Here is a 17,594-nt window from a genome sequence, read left to right on the forward strand (position 1 = left end):
GAGTAGCTTAGCTAGCGTAAAATTTATGTTGCTAGGGCAAGAGTATATACCTGGCTGTATACAACACTTTCAAACCCCAATGGTAAAAACTCATAACAATCAATAGAAAACTATCCAAAAAACGTGGACTGCCGGGTTACACCATGCTTCGCTCACCCGTATATATAAGATGTCAAAAATTATGAAGAGTATTTCAATACTATTACTATTAGCTTCACTTGACAGTTTGGCGGATGAATCGATCAGTGGTGCATTGAGTATCTTACTAGAAACTGGTGAAACGAGTAGTTTTGTTCATGTCGGTAACAATATAAGATCTAAACTTTCTGCACGGCGAAGAGTTTTCTCTTTGTGTACTATTCGGGTAGTGCTTGGTGATGCCCAGCCACCTATTGGCGATGGTACTGCGACAAATCATGCTTACATATCTTGCCCAGGCTATAGGGATCTTGGTGTACGCCTAAAAGCCGATCAAGAAGGTAAGCATCATATTGTTGGCTATTGGTCCATGTAAATATTAACAAATGGTTGTTATCAAACCTTCCGCCTAGGCGAATCTATCCGTGACGCCTCCCATAGCCTATTTTTTGTTCACTATAGTCGCGAATAGATCTCTTCAAGGTTGGTAGAGGGGCTTGGTGGAGGTGAATGCCTTTTGGTTACGCAGCTGTTCTTCACTTTTAGTGTGCCAAATGAAGCAGTAGTACAAGTTTTTAGGCTTTGGTCGGTATAGCATATACAGGATCAATATGATTTTATCTAGCGCTACTCAAACCACGAGTGGGTAATTCTTGGCGGAAAGGTGTAGCAGGTGTTCTTGTTGAGCAAGCGTTCTATTTGACGGGTGTCCAGGGCTACTATACGTATACTCACAACTCTGGCAGTATAGATATGGCCAAGTAGTATTTTGTTAGCTGGGAGAAATTCTGGTAAGAGCCAAGTGGTGCAATTGAAAGGAAGTACTTTGTGGAAGCAGATAAAGCCACCTTGGAGCACTAAGGCTTTAATAGGTTCAAATACTCGGCTTATAGCCTGGTTACTAACCCCTGAACACTGACAGACTACGCGCCTACAGATGTCAAGCTAATTTAGAGAACATATTTAAAGTGCAGTACATATACTTATTTTTACTGTTGATTATTCCCCGTATAGCACTCACTGATAGCCCAATCGAACCTTGGGTTACCCAGTTTAGCTTTACAAACGGTTGGGGACAGTATGAAGTTATCTGGGTAACATCAGATGGGAGCGCTGGTTACGCCAATTTAGGCCATTCAGGTACACTTCCTTGCCAATTTAAGTTTCCGAAGATTGAAAAAGTGAAGGTAATTTATAGTTTAAATAAAGCGATAAGAGACCTGAAGCTTGCTCCAAATCTAGGAGATGAATCCTTTTCCTGTGACGATGAAACAAGAGTTTCTATTGCTGTAAGTCATAAGCCGACACGAGATGGAATTGTAGGTTTTGAGAGAAGAATGAGCATGATCCCTCGATGTAATGACTTCTTTATTGATACTAATTTATTTACAGCAGCCAGCATTGTATATGAAAATATTGAAAAGCTACCTAGTGAATGTAAAATAAACCCCCTAGAACACTAAAAAATATCAGATTCACTTCGTTGCGTATTGTGTCACTCGAAAATTTGTATTGGAGTTAATGCGATAATTGAGATTTAGTGTGTCTTGTTATCTGAGAGTATCTCACTCCCCTATAGGAAGGAGATACTGCGCCCAGTATTTTCCATTACCTATTTTTAATACCCACAAGGTTTCTTCAAATTGTGCGAAAGAATTTTACGACGTAATCCCAGGTTCTACCCTTAGAAACGGAATAGGTGAGTTGTAGACATGGGTATTTCCCGAGGATGGAGAAGACTAGCAAGTAGCTTTCGGGAAGGCGTTAGTTTTCGGGGGTATGGCTGGTTCGTAATAAGAAGTGGACTTCTAACTAGACTATTCGCAAGATGCGAATTAAGGCAGTATTGGCATTTATGTTCTATTCTGCATGCCTGAATAGTAGAGCTATTTCCTCTATTCTTTTGAAAGAACCAACAACTAATTTTGATTAACGGTTAACAGTATGGGGCCAGCGTGAGGTATTTTGCTTACGGGTCAAATATGTCCCTTCCAAGATTGAAGGAAAGAGTTCCAAGTGCCGTGCGGATAGGAGTATTTACTTTAACTGAACATTGTCTCTATTTTCATAAAGTGAGTAAAAAAGACGGATCTGGTAAGTGCGATGCACTATTTACTCGAGACCCAGGGGATTATGTTATTGGTGCCCTGTTTGAAATATCAGATAGCGAAAAAGATACTCTTGATAGAGTGGAGGGCTTAGGATACGGCTATCAGGAAAAGAGAGTTTGGGTGACTGACGCTAAGGGGTATTCGCTCGAAGCATTTACATATTATGCAACGAATACGGATCCTTCTTTGCAGCCTTATTCTTGGTATCTATATCACGTGATATATGGAGCGAAAGAAATTGGGGTTCCGGCTGACTACCTAAAGAAGCTGGAAGCTACCAAAAGTATAGAAGACCCGGATAGAGAAAGGGATGCAAGAGAACGTGCAATATATAGCTAATAAAGCTGATACAGAGGCAGCTTTTCTGTTGTGGATTCATCTTCACTACAAGGCTGCCTATGCAGAAGGAGTTCGAATTCAACGATGATTTTTTCATTGATAAAGGGTAAGAATGTCTGGGAATTATTGCTTTCCACACTGTTACTAGTCCAAATTTTACTTCGAATGGTAGATAGCCCTGCATCTTTAAGATTGTCAGCTGTTGTGCTCCTTTGTATAACGCCATACATAATCACACTAATATTTAGAAGCTGGATTTTAGGCCATAAGCTTCACAGGCATGCTCATCGTCATCGTACTGATTATCGAAGGCCAGCCTTTTTGTCGCTGGCACTAGTACCTCACAATATGGTGATTGTGTTGTTTATTCTTCTTCCGCCAGTATTGTTTATTGAGTTTCTTTTCGGTTTGGATAGCGCTTCCGCTACGCACACTGAGGGCCTAACTGTAATCTTATTGTTTACCTCAACCTCGTTTTGGTATTTTCGAGTAGTGGAGCCGGTGCTATCCAAGGAAATTGGTTCTTGAGTTGAGAAATGCTTCTAACAATATTGGCATAAGCGTGTACTTTATACGTTGAAACTGTGACAAGTTACTCGTGTGTGCGGCGAGTGTTATATGACGTATTAAGCAAGGACTAAATCACTTGAAAATAAAACTATCTGATGAAGAGGTTTCTACGCTAAGTGCAGCCACCAAACAGCTCGTAGTGAAGAAGCGTACTGGAGAAGTGGGCATATTACACGGTATGAATCGCTTTGTTTCAGCGCAGGTGGTTCTAAAGAAAAAAGACCGAGAGGCTCTGTATTCAGCCTTTAAGAAACTGGGGATGGCTGGCTTTCCAAAAGAGGTAGATATGTGATTATAGTATCACAAGACCTTAAATAACAAAAAATGAGAGAGGATGGCAAAATCCTGGCTTTATTTTTGTGTTGCTCGATAGGTTCGAAATCCAATTTAAAAGTAATACTTCAGTACGTAGCGCATTAGCTGGACGTTCAGACTGTAGAAACTAGCGTATATCTATGATCTTTCAGGCGCGACTGAAATTTAACCAACTATTGTGCTTCTACATGAATTCTGATTTAGTTTTAACTGATGAGTAGGCAGTACCTCAACACAAAGAACTAATATATTGCCGCTTTCGTACTAAGGATATGATGTTATAGCGGTTACTTAAACAAGCAATACATTTAGTACCCTGCAGAATTAGCCACGTAAAGGAATGCAAGATGGGTATTTGCTCAATTCTTGAAAAATCTGCTCTCAATAACTTGCGCTGCTTACTTTTCGTACTCTTTTGGTGGGTACATAGACTTCTTAGGGATGAATGGAGAGTTTTGGAGGTGTGAATGCATATTTTTACTTAATTGGCTTTCGCTTTCCGCACTGTAACTGTAACACCTGTGCCTACTGCAGAGCTTTTGTTTATGGTCAACCTACTTGCTTCCTGAAGATGCTCAAGTTGAGGGTTGGTATTCCTTGGTGATTGATACTTTACGAGTGGGGAAGGGCCGTAGCGGTGCAGGGTAGCAGAGGATGAGTGATATTCTTTCTGAGTTTACGATGCACTATAGCTTATTGAGTATACAAATTTTTACAGGTTCAATTTCCCTATACGACTACTATTGCCCTGCTAACCACTCTATTTGGTGGCGGGCCAGAATGTTTGCCCGCTGGTGTTCAGCGGCGCTATTCCTATACTCTAAACACAGCTTTCACCTGCGACCTCGTAAGATCGCTTACAAAAGATATGGTTTGTTCTTGATTACATTTGGGTGTAATCATCCGTAATTCTTCATTTATTTTCTTGTCTTGCTATTTGTGTAAAATTTAATAGTTGTGAATTTGATTTAGAGATAAAGTGATGGGAATAAAAGATAGCGGAAATATTGGTGAAAGTCGCCCTTTCGCAATGGCTTTAGCTGAGGGAGATATAGGCGATAAGACAGTTGATGTCGGTGTTATTTTTAATAACAGGGAAGTTGATAGGCATTTTGTTTTGCGAACTTGCTATCTAACTTATGCAGCATGGAAATCAACCTATGGAGGAAGTGCAGCTGGATCTCCATTTATAACTAGCTATGCGTATGGATTGGAGGGAGCTAAAAAGCAAGATCCTGAGTCGAAAGGATATGCAGCTTGGTTAGGTGGCGAGTTATGGGTTTTTGGTGTTGATGCCACTAGCTCAAGAGATATTTATAAAGCGCTAGATATAGCTGCGGAATGGTTTGGCGTTAGGCCAGAATTTTTCTTGAGTGATATTTACGTAAAAAACCTAAATGTAGATACTAATAAAAAAGAGACTAATGAAACACTTGTCAGAAGAAACAAGAGGTTGTACGCAAAGACATGTGAAGCAATTCATCGGGTCTCAAAAATAAAGAGTAGCTCAGTGAATTTCTGGGTGTTTAGTCACAAAGAAAATTTTAAAATAAAGCAAAAAGATTTACGCTCTGCAATGAGGGCTGGTGGGGCCAGTATAGCTTTTTCGAGCAAGGAGAAGCATAGCGTTAATTCAGGAAGTAACAATGGAGAAAAAGAGTTCGAGCATCGTACTAATCTGCATTTGGCAAAAATAAATTTTAATATTAGCCCTTTGAAGGATTTGATGTCTAGTCGAATGCCTCTCGAGCAATATTTAGGTGAAGCTGCTCTCTTATAGATTTTATATGGCAACAACGTATGTTTTGAGGTTCTTTTGAAGTTATGGCGAAACCCAACTTTCATGAGGTCTCAAAATATTTCTGTGGTATATCAGTGTAAATTGAAAATCTAGAGTGTATAGGGATAATAATCTCTCCTCTTTTTAGTAAAAAATAAAGCCTGCCTCGTTCAAGGCCTTTTTCTATGAGAGTTTATAGGTCATCGTATTGTAATTTTTAAGATACAAGTGGATTTATCAAAATTTGAAGTATATCCAAATTATCGGATTTAAGTGATTGATTATTTTTTTACCAAAGCAAACTCTAAGTCATGATATAGCTGTATTTGAACTATTACATGTAATTACCGTATCCTTGACTCAAATAACGTTTAACTCTCATGGAGGAAGCCTGGTTATGGCCTCCACAATGAGAAATTCGCTATTAACTCTCCGCTTGTGTCTAATTTTTGTTCATTTTCGATGTGTATATAGATCTCTACGTGATGAAAGGGCAGGAGCTTGGGGAGTGGGTGTTTATCTCTACTTGATTTCTTTTCGTTCTCAGTACTGTGAATGAGGTATTCGTTGGTTCATTACTTTATAGTTAATCTACTTACTTCAGGCTGATACCCAAGCCGTGGGTGGGTATCGCTTATAGGGAGAACTAAGATGTTTGGGAGTGGGGAATGGCCGCAGTGGTGTAGAATAGGGAAGGGCGGGGACGAGCCTTCCTGAATTGGGATTTCACTATAACCTATTGAATTTAAATCATTACTGGGAGGGATGCAACCCAAGCTGTTTAGCGGCAACGCTAACACCGATTTTGAACGCCAGTACTTTCAATACTTCTCTGAGCATTGTTTACGAGTGGTTTTGGTTAGATTGCTTGGTCTGGCCATAGAGCTCCTCTGCTGCATATTTTATCGCTTAAGAGAGTGTCCGTCGCTAGTGGGTAGAATCTGATTGTGCGTGATTGGGTTGGAACATTTTGTAATTATTGATGGTTATGCTATATAGACCCTGCTTTTGAATTTACTGTTAGGCGCTCAATCAACTTATGTTAAAACTTAAGCAATTAGCAAAACAGTTACTGGAGGAGGGTAAGAGCTTACCTTTTTCAGTTTATTCCTCATATAAGGAACAAAATATTTTTAATGTTCCAATTGTTAATCCTACCTTGATATGTGTACTTGACGGATGCAAGGAACTAGGTGGGGATAGCCAAAAGAGCTGCTCAGCTGGGGAGTTTATATTTCTATCTAATAGCCCTAAAGTTGATATGCGAAATATCCCAGTCGATTCGGAATATTTTGCGCTGCTTATTGAATTTGAATATAAGGATTTCGATAGATTAATTTTTGAGAAGAGTATTGAAAAAAGCTATTTTACCGGTGAGGTAGGTTCTACTTTGGAGATAACCCTCCATCAGTTTATGGAATGGGGTTCATCCGTTTCTTCAGATCTATGGCATATTCGAAGACAAGAAATATTACAAACATTATTTTATTTGGGGTACCAAGAAGTAGCTTCTGTATTGGAGTCAGCGAGTGTGAGTCAAAAGTTATATAGAATTATCAGTGAAAATCCAGCAGCGGACTTAAGGGTAGATATGCTGGCGTCAAAATTAGCAATGAGTGAGTCAACACTAAGAAGGAAGTTAAATGGTGAAGGTACAAGTGTTAAAGTTATTATAGATGATGTCAGGCTTGGCTTTGGACTGCACTTGCTTCAAACGACATTTGAGCCTGTAGGCCGTATATCAGAAAGGTGTGGCTATAAGTCACAGTCTCGATTTGCAGATAGGTTTAAGCGAGCTTTTGGTATAACCCCTATAGAACTGAGAAAAACAAGAGTGAACGTTTGAGGCAAAACTTTGACTGTTTTTGATCTATTACTCTGAATATGAAACTCCTATCATAAGTATTCATTCGGAATATATTTGGAGAAAAAATGTCAAGTGTAATAAGCAGGTTCAGTTTTGTTGTCTTTACAGTGCTCTTGTCCGGTGCGGTTTCTGCAGAGTCATTTTTGCTATCGAGTAAAGATATACATGCTGGAAAATTTATGAGCAAAGAGCAGGAATTCCAAGGGTTCGGCTGTACTGGTAGTAATATTTCACCACAGTTATCTTGGTCTAATGCGCCAGAAGGGACAGAAGCTTTTGCTGTTTTTGCATATGACCCTGATGCACCAACAGGTAGTGGTTGGTGGCATTGGCAACTTGTAAATATTCCCCAAGATACTACTTCACTGCAGGCTGATGCAGGAAGCTCAGAAAAAAACCGTATCCCTCAGGGTAGTATACAAATAGTAAATGATTATGGTTTAAGGGGCTTTGGTGGTGCTTGTCCACCTAAAGGCCATGGCGCGCACCGGTACCAGTTTACGGTTTATGCATTATCAAAGAAATTAGATTTACCAAGCGATGCATCAGGAGCACTAACTGGTTATATGGTTAAGGCTAACTCTCTGGGCGCAAGTACTATCGAAGCTTTATACGTACGGGAGTGACCGCCGATGAGCAAATTCAGATGAGGCCATGGCGCATCTAATGTGACCGGGAGCGAGATAGTTGAAGTTTTGTGTTTCTTGCCATTCACTAAAGTTAAACTGCTTAAGAAAAAGCCCTGGCAGGCCTCCTTTGGTGAGGCCGCTTCTCATTAGCTTCATTCAGATGTGCGCGGAGGGTTCATTTCGTTTGATGGGTGTGGATGTCTGCCTTTACTTGATTCTGGTTTACTTTTAGCTCGATAATTGAGGCATTCGTACCGACTCCTAGGTTCTCGCCGGTTTAGTGGTTTATGGTCAAAGTGCTTACTTCGTGCTTGATTTTCAAGCCGTGGGTGGGCATTCCTTGGCGGAGAAGCTTGGTAAGTGATGTCTTGTAGAGGAATCGGATGGCTGAGGAAGTGGTGGGCCAGAATTTCATAAATATGGAAGTAAAAATAGAAGCATTAATAGAGTTGCCAATATCAGATCAGGCTTACGATCTTAGGAAAGAATGTAGCTCGACTGCAAGAGACGAGCTACTTACAGTAAGTGGATATCGAGACTTGGTCGGATATTCAGCTGATCATCAATTTCATTCGTTAAGTAAGCTTAATGACAACAATTTGGCGCGCGCAATTGAACTGCATATATCAGATTTTGAAGTCAAAGATTGTTGCGCCTTCTTTGGCGGCTTTGCTCTAGTCATAAATGGAGTTAATAAATTATTTCCCCAATGTTGTGGGACTATAGCTGATCTTGAGTCCTGGATGCGATTGAAGTCGGAATCCGATCTCTACATAGCCATTGAGGGGCATCCAAGTCCGCGTGCGTTTAGAAAGGGCGATAAAGTAATAATTGAGTGCATTGATGACGAGCCATTCATCCCGGCCACAGATAGAAAAATTGAGGTTGATTATCCTGCTTTGTGTGAGGCGATAGGGGTGGCCGAGTCAGAGATTATCATGGTGGCAAATCGTATAGATGGTTTGGCAAGCTCAATGGGGTTGCCAAAAAATACACCTATTCACTTGCTAAGAGAGATGGCGTAGGGCATGTAATAAGAAAATACAGCGGAACTGAAACTCCGCTGATTTGGGCGTTAGTACGTCAAGCTAAGCTTGATGCTTCTTGCAGGGTGGAAGTCCCTGTCGGGTAAGGCCTAACCAGCCACCTGTATCGAGTGTTGCGTGAAGGGCGGAACAGAAAGAAAAAAAATAAATCTTTTTTTTCACTGTGAACAAACTATGTGAAGCGTACACAGAGAATTCTATAGGCCATAGGGATTATCGTGATCCTGAAGTGCTGGTATCGCTCCGATAATAAAGTGAGCTCCGATTGACGAGATGTGTAACGCCATCGAAGTCCAGGCAAAGCAACCGCATTGGTGAGGTTGTGGTGGATCGGCGGGGTTATCAAGCCGTGGCATGTAGAAAGAGAGGTATTGAGAACTTGAGAGATCCGAGCAGGTTCCTGAAGGAACAGGTAGGGACGTTAAGCCTAATGGTGAAACTAACGAAGACCACTCGGAAGTCGGATCAGCTCATAGTAGTCCGAGAGCGGGAAAGCCGCTTACATGGCGAAGGGGCTGACAGTAATATCGGTTTGCAACAGAAACATAGTCTGGACAAAGTAGGGCTGGAGATACTATGACAACCGCCTTGCATGCCATCGCATTTAAAGCATGGAGCCACCCCAGGCACAGGTTTCAGAATTTATACGGATTACTAAATTCCTACCTGCTGTATCAAAGTTGGGGCCAGCTCAATAAGCAGGCCCGCCCCGGTATCGACGGAGTAACGACCGAAGTTTACCGGCAAAGTCTGTCGCAAAATATCCATTGCCTACATCAACGGCTGTGTGACAAACACTACCGTACCCAGGCGATTAAGCGGGTATCGATTCCCAAAGGCAACGGCAAGCAACGTCCACTGGGGCTGCCCACGGTGGAAGACAAGCTGGTGCAGCAAAGCGTAGCGCAGCTACTGCAAAGTATCTGGGAGCAGGATTTTCTGCCCTTCAGCTACGGTTACCGTCCCAGGAAAAGCGCCCACCAAGCCGTACACAGTCTTGGCTTAAATCTGCAATTCAAAGGCTACGGCTACATCGTTGAAGCCGATATTAAAGGCTTCTTTGATCAGCTGGATCACGACTGGTTACTGCGTATGCTAGCCCTTCGTGTCGACGACAAAGCCCTGCTGACACTGATTAAGCAGTGGCTGAAAGTACGCGTGCAAACTCGAGATGGTAAGTTCAGTAAAGCGGCAGCAGGCACCCCGCAAGGTGGCGTGATCAGTCCGGTACTGGCGAACATCTATCTGCACTACGTCCTGGATTTGTGGTTCGAGAAGAAGGTTAAGCCGCGTATGCGTGGCAGAGCCATGCTAATCCGGTACGCCGATGATTATGTAGTGGCTTTCCAATTGAAAACGGATGCAGAGCGCTTTTACCGGGTACTACCGCAACGGCTGAACAAGTTTGGCCTGCAGTTAGCCCCCGAGAAAACGCACCTGAAGCGCTTTAGCCGCTTCCATCCGGGCCGAAAACGGCGGTTCCAGTTTCTGGGTTTTGGGTTCTACTGGAGCTTGGACGTCAACAAACGCCCCAGGCTCAGGCGCCGGACTGCCGCACAGAAACAGAAGGGCGCAATGGAAGCGCTCTACCACTGGATCAAAGCCAAGCGCAGTGAGCGTCTGAGAGAATGGCTGCCCACACTGAAGCGCAAGCTACAGGGGTTCCAGAACTACTTCGGTCTGCCAGACAACAGTCGAAGCTTGTCCCGTTTGTACAGCTATGTTCTACACAGCATACACAAATGGCTCAATCGACGGAGTCAGCGCAAGAGTTATAACTGGAATAGTCTAAAGGAAATGCTGGGATATTTTGGGCTAAAGCCACCGCGAGTATACAAACGCAGTATACTTGTGGACTGGTATTAGGGTTCGTGCTTTACACGAGCGAATATATTATTGAAGAGCCGGATGCGGTAGTTCCGCACGTCCGGATCTGCGTGGGGGCAGTTAGGGTAACCGGCTGTCCTACCACTACTCAAGCCGTGAAATAGGTGCAACAGTTGAAGATGATGGAAGAGAAAGTTATTTTAGCAGTTAAGGACTTTGCGAACTCGATAAATTCGGGGAGCAAGGTTGTAGCTGATATGTCTGCATTAGTTGATGTGACGAGTCAGTTATCTCTTTCCAGTTTTGACTACTGGGAACGGTTTATACGCACTGAGTTCTCTTCAGCATTAAGAGAATCCACGCCTCCCAAGTGGAAACTTTGGTCAAAACCTAAGGAGCTGACAACTTGGCTTGACCTAATAAGTTGGGATGGTTACAAAAGAGAGAAAGCTCTACGAGCTCTTTCGGGAGGAGCGCCAAATACATTCTTTTTCTCGCTTGCCGTTCGTAGGCTGAATGATTGGGTGCCTCAAGTGCGTGAGGCTGCAAGGGAAAAGCTTCCTGAGATAGCAAAATTAACTGATCCAAAATGCGTAGTTGAAGCACTATGTATTGCACTATCAAATTGGAACTCATGGGGTAGAATCAAGGAGGAAGACAAGCAGATTCTTCTTCAAATCATTTGTGAAAAAGATATAGCAGAGTCGCTTCGGCGTAAGTTAATTTTGTCAGCGTCTGGGTCTATGTCATCACTTTTTTCCCAGCTTGGGCGCACACCTATTCTTGATGAGAATTTAGAGGAAATAGCGAGATTAGCTATTCAACCTTCGGTTAGAGCTAAGGCATATCGTAGTTTATTTGAAGGCCGTATTGTATGGATGGAGGGCCGGAAATGGGAATGGACAGATATACGCTATTGTGAAGGTAGGGTAAGGCCCATCGTAGGTGAACGAAAACTAGACATCAAGATCCCTATACTCGATTTTTTAGAATTATCATCTACTGATTGCTCGTCTATCGTTAGACGAGTTTCAGCTGAGATTTTGATACGAGAGTTGGGTAAAATTGAACCAGTTATTGCTAAGGAATTAGCTAACAAGTTTGCTTCAGATAAATCTCACCCTGTATCAGAAAGGGGTAAGTTTGCGAAAAGAAAATTAGAGGAAATGGCATCTGTCAATGACTGTTAACGAGCGTATATTGATAGACTCGTTTTCAGTTTCGCTCCAACAATAAGGCTGTATTACTAAATGGGTAGCCATACATACAAGGTAACTTGCTATGTTTAAGGTGTTCTATAATTTTAATGTAAAAATTATAGTTTTCATGGCATTGGCAGTTTGTTCCCATATTGCAAGCGCCTGCTTGTGTTCAGATGAACTTGCGCTTGAAAAAGGGGTTTCCGAAATTGCTACAAAGTTTCCAGCCAAAAGCGCAAAAGTTGGGGACTACAAGTTGATTGTTGATGGCAGTTTCTATTTAGTGATTCCGAAGGAAGAATCAAAGTATGGACGTGGCGGTGGTCAGCCGGCTGTGAAACTACACAGTGAAAACTGTCAGGTAGTCGATATTTCACTCGCTCGCTAGTTGCATTGCCTGCTTGATTTATAAGCTCCGCCTCAGGTTCATTCGTTAACTATATTAACCTTAATTTGTTGATAGGAATCTCATGATGCGCCAACCAAGATACGAGAAAGTAAAAAGGAATGCTGAAGGGAGAGCAAAAGCGTTGTTCAAGCCACTTCCTGAAGATATCAAGAAAGAGCTTGAAAAAGACAGTACCTTGGGTTCACCAGAAAACCTAGTAGATCGTATTGATGAGGAGGAGCAGGTTGAAAAACGATCAAAGCCTTCTGCTAAGTAGCTAGGCTACTTGTTCACTCTAACTTGTGCTGTCTTTCCCGCTTTGTAGAGAGGTAATTCCTTGTAGGTGTGAAAAGGGTTTTATGAGCATGCCGCCCGTTACCTGAAAGATAGCTAGCTATCAATAGCGCCTCTCTGGAGCCCTATTGGGGTAGAGTCTCCTTCCTTTGAGAATTCCTTCTATTGCTTACCTTTCGATTCGCACATAGATCCCTTTACGATGGGCTGAGGGGATTTGGGGCGTGGATGCCTATCTTTTCTTGATTACTTTTCGCTTCCAGTACTGCAGCTGGCACACTTCTACTAGCTTATGGGCTTTCGCCGGCTCGGTGCTTTATGGTCAACCTACATACTTCGTGAAAATACTCAAGATGTGGGGGGATTCCTTGCTGCGGGAGCTTGGTGAGTGATGCTTTGCGGATGGGGAGCAGTCGTAATAGTGCAGAATAGGGAAGGGTGGATGTAAGTGTTCCTGAATTGATTAGCTAATATAACTTATTGAATTTACAACTTTTTATATTTTCAATGCCAATTTTCTTATCCGGCTACTGTTGCTCTGCTCGCTATTCTACTGGGTGGGTGTCCAGAATTGCCTCCTAAAGTTAAACTGCTTAAGAAAAAGCCCTGGCAGGCCTCCTTTGGTGAGGCCGCTTCCCATTAGCTTCATTCAGATGTGCGCGGAGGGTTCAATTCGTTTGATGGGTGTGGATGTCTGTCTTTACTTGATATCCCTCAGCTAATAGTAGTTTGGCTGATAGATTGATTCAATAGCTTGGGTTTCGCAATCTCAGGACTCTTAAGTCTACCTCTTTTTCTATCGATGGAATGTTTGTGGGGGCACTCCTTGAATTGAAGCTAAGAAAGCAACTTTTGGAGGCCAAGTAGCTGGGTTTTGGGGGGGCAGTGCAATGCGGACTATATTGCTATCTACATTGCTGTAAATACGAAAGGCCAGATGACTAAATCCGTAAGGCATGGTCTGTATGTTAGAATTCAATAAAGACTACTTAATACCACACCATACTTTGAATACTTACTCTATAAAAAGGTAGGCTTACTGATCCTCTGTATCTTTGTGTGATCATACTAGCGAGCTTTGGGATTATGGAAAAGCGTGATATATAGAGGTTGCTTTTGAATAAACCGTTATGTACCACGAGTATGAATAAACAAGAAGCACTAAGTTTGGTTGAAGCTGAACTAGAGAGAGTAAAAGATAAATACAATCGAATTGATTGTGTTGTCCTTGCCGAAGAGACTATTGAAAAGGCTTGGGGTTGGGTGTTTTTCTACCAGAGCAAAACGTATGTAGAGACAGGTGACTTTCGTAATATGCTTGCTGGTAATGCTCCAATCATAGTAAATCGAGATACCGGACAGCTTAGTTATGCAGGAACAGCTCACGATATTGAGTGTTACATAAAAGAATATGAAGATGCATTGTAGCCTGGCAAATAGTCAGTGAGTGTTGCTCGCCGCTGGGTGAGTGATGTCATGCTCTAGCTGCTGCAAATGTGGCGTTATACGGAAAGTAGATATGGATATAAAGTTAGCTGAAAAGACAAGTTTACTCGCCCTTAAACTAGGAGCACAAATCGATAGTAATTTGGCTCTAATTAAAACGGCATGCTCTGAAGAAGAGTTTAAAGCTTATCAGAGAGCCACGGGAAGGGTGATGACTGAGTTGCTTGTCGGTTTCATGAATCCGATCTACGAGCAGCACCCAAGTTTAAAACCGAAGGAAATGGGGGGAGAATATGAGGTTGATCCCAAGATTTACAAATAGCCGTCGAATTACAACTAAAGGCACCCGACACCCAGGTCGCTGCTTCGTTTTTTTCACAGGCGTGTAGAATAGAGAAATGCGAATGCTAGTATACCTGAGTTGGTGAATTACTATAAGTTGTTGAGCTTACTTCGTTTTATCGTTTCAATATTAATTTTCTAGCCTGACTACTGTTAATTAGCTAGCCACTCTGTTTGGTAGCTGTTCAAAATTGCTTTTAACGGCAAAAAAATGGGGCACACCACGGCGCAGGTGAAGCTGTTCCAGATATTTCCAGCGACGACGAATTTTCGTGTTGGCTTTCACGATCAAAAGGTACGGGATGATTTTGATCGCGGCTTGGCTAAGCTGCGTCCTAGTCGGCGATACAAAGCATTGTTGAAAAATATGATGTAGTACAAAGGCAGGATATATGCAGGTAGGATATTAACCGCCCCGATAAAAGGGCCTATATCCCGTGCTGTAGGCCCTTTTACTGCTGTCCTGGAGTGCGCTGCAGCGCTGCAAAAGGCTGCAACCATTTGCGGGATCTGTAGCAGTCAAGACCCACAGAGATATAGCGGAGTTGTTCAGAGGCTCCTTACCCGCCGCTCACAAACTACTGGATAATTGAGCCAACATTTCCGCTACCGGTTTGAGTCGCAGTAGCCGTTTGGCTGTTATTGCTCTGCGAAACGGTTATCATATTGAGTGTGCCAACTTGTGTTGTTGTCGCATTGCTAAATACACTCGATAGTTGGTCGATAGTTGTTATATTCTGCGAGCCATCCTGGGTTGACACGGCGCTTACCGTACTGGCACTCTGCTGTAAAATATCGATTTCATTGAGAGTTCCCGTCTGACTGGTAGTTACCGTACTAAACTGGGTTTGTGTAAGCTGATCTATATCGACCCTGTTCTGGTCCCCTGCCTGATCGGCAGTTGCACTATTAAAAGCGCTTTGCTCATCTTGGTTAATAGCAGCATCGTTGGAGTCACCAAGTTGGTTGATTTCCGCCACCTGCTCAATAACCTGCTCTGTTTGACGTATCCGCGCCTCATTGTTATCACCGAGTTGAAATGTTGTTGCAGAGGATGAATCGACATCATCTAATTGGATAGTACTAGCGAAATTACCATCCCCTATCTGGGTGGTGTTAATGGTGCTGAAGATATTGATGATCAACTGACCAGCAGTCACTTCATTCATATCTCCTATTTGCTGAATTGCAATCTCACTAAATTCAATGCCGATATTCTGATCAGAAATTATTTCATTCATCTGCCCCTGCTGCTCGATAAAGCCCGAAGCTAAGAACGAATCCTGCTGACCAAAATCTGCTTGGTTAGAGTCCCCTTGTTGCTGGATGCTAATAACGCTCAGTTCTGCGTTGTTGCCCTGGGAAGAGTCAATAATGTTGCCATCCCCAAGCTGGCTTTGGGTGATGGAGCTATCCAGCAGACCATTAAGTTGCCTGGCGGATATTTCGTTACCTTCGCCAACTTGGCTGTTGGTTATTACCCCATTGGTCACCTGGTTGGTCTGCTCAGCGATGGCGTCGTTGTTATCACCGATTTGGGTTTGCACAATGATACCTGTGTCAACATTGGTGTCTTGGGTGGCCTCCTGAATATTATTATTTCCAGATTGCGAAAGTGTTATCACACTGTTGTTCACGGTGGGGTCTGATTGATCGGTAGTTACCATGTTGCCCACACCCTGCTGAATAACTGTCGTCGAGTTATTATCTGCAACAGAATATTGACCACTTAATGCGGTAACGAGTGAGATAAGGGTGATTGAAGTTCTCATATTGACGCCTAATATCCTTTAATGAATCGTTGCAGTATCCTGCGTGTAATGAAAATGCCAGGGGTACCGACTTATTAAATCTTGGTTTCCGGTAATAGTTGCATCCACTTTATCACCTGCCGGTTATAAACTACTGGATAATTGAGCCAACATTTCCGCTACCGGTTTGAGTCGCGGTAGCCGTTTGGCTGTTATTACTCTGCGAAACGGTTATCATATTGAGTGTGCCAACCTGTGTTGTTGCCGCATTGCTGAATAGATTTGACATCTGGTCGATAGTTGTTACATTCTGCGTGCCATCCTGGATTGATGTAGCGCTTACGTTTGTGGCGCTCTCCTGCAGAATATCGATTTCATTGAGAGTTCCCGCCTGGTTGGTAGTCACCATACTAAAATGGGTTTGTGGCAGCTGACTTGTTTCGCCCCTATTTTGTTCGCCTGTCTGGCTGGCAGTTGCGCTATTAAAAGTGCTTAGGTCTCTTTGGTTAATGGTGGCATCGTTGCTGTCGCCAACTTGGCTGATTTCAGCTTCCTGGCCAATTACCTGATCGAAGTGACGTATCCGCGCCACATTGTCATCGCCGAATTGAAAGGTTGTTGCGTAGGATGAATCGACATCATTCACTTGGAGAACACTAGATGAATTACCATCCCCTATCTGGGTGGTGTTAATGGTACTGAACATATTGCTGATCAACTGGCCGGCAAGCGCAAAATTCATATCTCCTATTTGCTGGATGGCGATCTCACTAAGCTCAACATTACTATCTTGATCGGAATTGACACTATTCATCTGTCCCTGCTGGACCATAGTGGCGAAAGCTAATAGTGAGCCCTCCTGACCAAAATCTACAAGGTTAGAATCCCCTTGCTGTTGGATATTAATAACGCTGAGTTCCGTGCTGCTCCCCTGAGTAGTTTGAATTAAGTTGTCATCCCCAATCTGGCTGAGGGTGATGGAGCTATCCGTCAAATCATTAACTTGCCTGGCAAGAATTTCGTTGCCATCGCCAACTTGGGTATTGGTTATTATCCCATTGGTCACTTGACTGGCCTGCTCAGCGATGGCTTCGTTGTTATCACCGATTTGGGTTTGCGTGATAATGCCTGTGTCAATATCGGTGTCTTGAGTGGCCTCCTGAAGATTATTATTTCCGGATTGCGAAAGTGTTATCACACTATTGTTGACGGTGGGGTCTGATTGATCGATAGTTACCATGTTGCCCACGCCCTGCTGAATGACTGTCGTCGAGTTATTATCCGCAATAGAATATTGGCTGCTTAATGCAGTAACCAGTGAGATAAGGGGGATTGAAGTTCTCATATTTACGCTTAATATCCTTTAATGAATCGCTGCAGTATTCCGCATGTAATGAAAATGCCAGGGATACCGACTTATTAAATGACAGGGATTACAAGGAATAAGCAAACGAATTCTTGGTTATACTCTTTCTACTGCAAACGGAAGCAACAGCCCACAAAATTAGTTTTATCCCGGTAAACCACCGCTACTTGATCAACGTGATCAGTT

At 42.8% G+C, this 17,594-nt stretch carries 16 protein-coding genes; 14 read left to right on the top strand and 2 right to left on the bottom strand.

Annotation, left to right across the window (positions count from 1 at the left end; all coding sequences use genetic code 11):
- Window positions 1–181 precede the first annotated feature (181 nt).
- The 14 genes from ACJJIE_RS04520 to ACJJIE_RS04585 all read left to right on the top strand — a co-directional run bounded on the left by ACJJIE_RS04520 (window position 182) and on the right by ACJJIE_RS04585 (window position 14,271).
- Window positions 182–514 (top strand): hypothetical protein, encoded by a 333-nt coding sequence (locus ACJJIE_RS04520; RefSeq protein WP_444893697.1) that lies wholly within the window; start codon window positions 182–184, stop codon window positions 512–514.
- A gap of 592 nt (window positions 515–1,106) precedes the next feature.
- Window positions 1,107–1,601, top strand: coding sequence for a hypothetical protein (locus ACJJIE_RS04525; protein WP_282932570.1), 495 nt, complete (start codon window positions 1,107–1,109; stop codon window positions 1,599–1,601).
- 492 nt (window positions 1,602–2,093) lie between these two features.
- Window positions 2,094–2,588 (top strand): gamma-glutamylcyclotransferase family protein, encoded by a 495-nt coding sequence (locus ACJJIE_RS04530; protein WP_444893698.1) that lies wholly within the window; start codon window positions 2,094–2,096, stop codon window positions 2,586–2,588.
- Between the two features lie 646 nt (window positions 2,589–3,234).
- Window positions 3,235–3,450, top strand: a complete 216-nt coding sequence (locus ACJJIE_RS04535; protein ID WP_282932572.1) for a hypothetical protein — start codon at window positions 3,235–3,237, stop codon at window positions 3,448–3,450.
- A gap of 1,005 nt (window positions 3,451–4,455) precedes the next feature.
- Entirely contained in the window at window positions 4,456–5,253 is a 798-nt protein-coding gene (locus ACJJIE_RS04540; protein ID WP_444893699.1) for a hypothetical protein, read from the top strand.
- Window positions 5,254–6,292: 1,039 nt separating this feature from the next.
- Entirely contained in the window at window positions 6,293–7,099 is an 807-nt protein-coding gene (locus tag ACJJIE_RS04545) for a helix-turn-helix transcriptional regulator (RefSeq protein WP_444893700.1), read from the top strand.
- A gap of 86 nt (window positions 7,100–7,185) precedes the next feature.
- On the top strand, window positions 7,186–7,746 hold the full coding sequence (locus ACJJIE_RS04550; RefSeq protein WP_444893701.1) for a YbhB/YbcL family Raf kinase inhibitor-like protein: 561 nt from the start codon (window positions 7,186–7,188) through the stop codon (window positions 7,744–7,746).
- 386 nt (window positions 7,747–8,132) lie between these two features.
- Complete coding sequence (locus ACJJIE_RS04555) at window positions 8,133–8,774, top strand: hypothetical protein (protein WP_444893702.1); 642 nt, start codon at window positions 8,133–8,135, stop codon at window positions 8,772–8,774.
- A gap of 597 nt (window positions 8,775–9,371) precedes the next feature.
- Window positions 9,372–10,661, top strand: coding sequence for a group II intron reverse transcriptase/maturase (ltrA, locus tag ACJJIE_RS04560; protein WP_444893703.1), 1,290 nt, complete (start codon window positions 9,372–9,374; stop codon window positions 10,659–10,661).
- A gap of 140 nt (window positions 10,662–10,801) precedes the next feature.
- Window positions 10,802–11,812, top strand: coding sequence for a hypothetical protein (locus ACJJIE_RS04565; RefSeq protein WP_444894748.1), 1,011 nt, complete (start codon window positions 10,802–10,804; stop codon window positions 11,810–11,812).
- A gap of 91 nt (window positions 11,813–11,903) precedes the next feature.
- Window positions 11,904–12,209: a hypothetical protein gene (locus ACJJIE_RS04570; protein WP_444893704.1), complete on the top strand. Its 306-nt coding sequence runs from the start codon at window positions 11,904–11,906 to the stop codon at window positions 12,207–12,209.
- Between the two features lie 82 nt (window positions 12,210–12,291).
- Window positions 12,292–12,486, top strand: a complete 195-nt coding sequence (locus tag ACJJIE_RS04575; RefSeq protein ID WP_444893705.1) for a hypothetical protein — start codon at window positions 12,292–12,294, stop codon at window positions 12,484–12,486.
- 1,160 nt (window positions 12,487–13,646) lie between these two features.
- Entirely contained in the window at window positions 13,647–13,931 is a 285-nt protein-coding gene (locus ACJJIE_RS04580) for a YrhB domain-containing protein (RefSeq protein ID WP_444893706.1), read from the top strand.
- Window positions 13,932–14,022: 91 nt separating this feature from the next.
- On the top strand, window positions 14,023–14,271 hold the full coding sequence (locus tag ACJJIE_RS04585; protein ID WP_444893707.1) for a hypothetical protein: 249 nt from the start codon (window positions 14,023–14,025) through the stop codon (window positions 14,269–14,271).
- A 598-nt stretch (window positions 14,272–14,869) separates the two neighbouring features.
- Here the strand turns inward: ACJJIE_RS04585 and ACJJIE_RS04590 are convergent.
- Together ACJJIE_RS04590 and ACJJIE_RS04595 are read right to left on the bottom strand one after the other, a co-directional pair.
- A complete protein-coding gene (locus ACJJIE_RS04590) occupies window positions 14,870–16,063 on the bottom strand; it encodes a hypothetical protein (protein ID WP_444893708.1) in 1,194 nt (397 codons plus the stop codon).
- A gap of 130 nt (window positions 16,064–16,193) precedes the next feature.
- On the bottom strand, window positions 16,194–17,387 hold the full coding sequence (locus ACJJIE_RS04595; RefSeq protein WP_444893709.1) for a hypothetical protein: 1,194 nt from the start codon (window positions 17,385–17,387) through the stop codon (window positions 16,194–16,196).
- Window positions 17,388–17,594: the final 207 nt, after the last annotated feature.

The sequence above is a fragment of the Microbulbifer maximicatervae (SeqCode) genome, assembly GCF_052467325.1.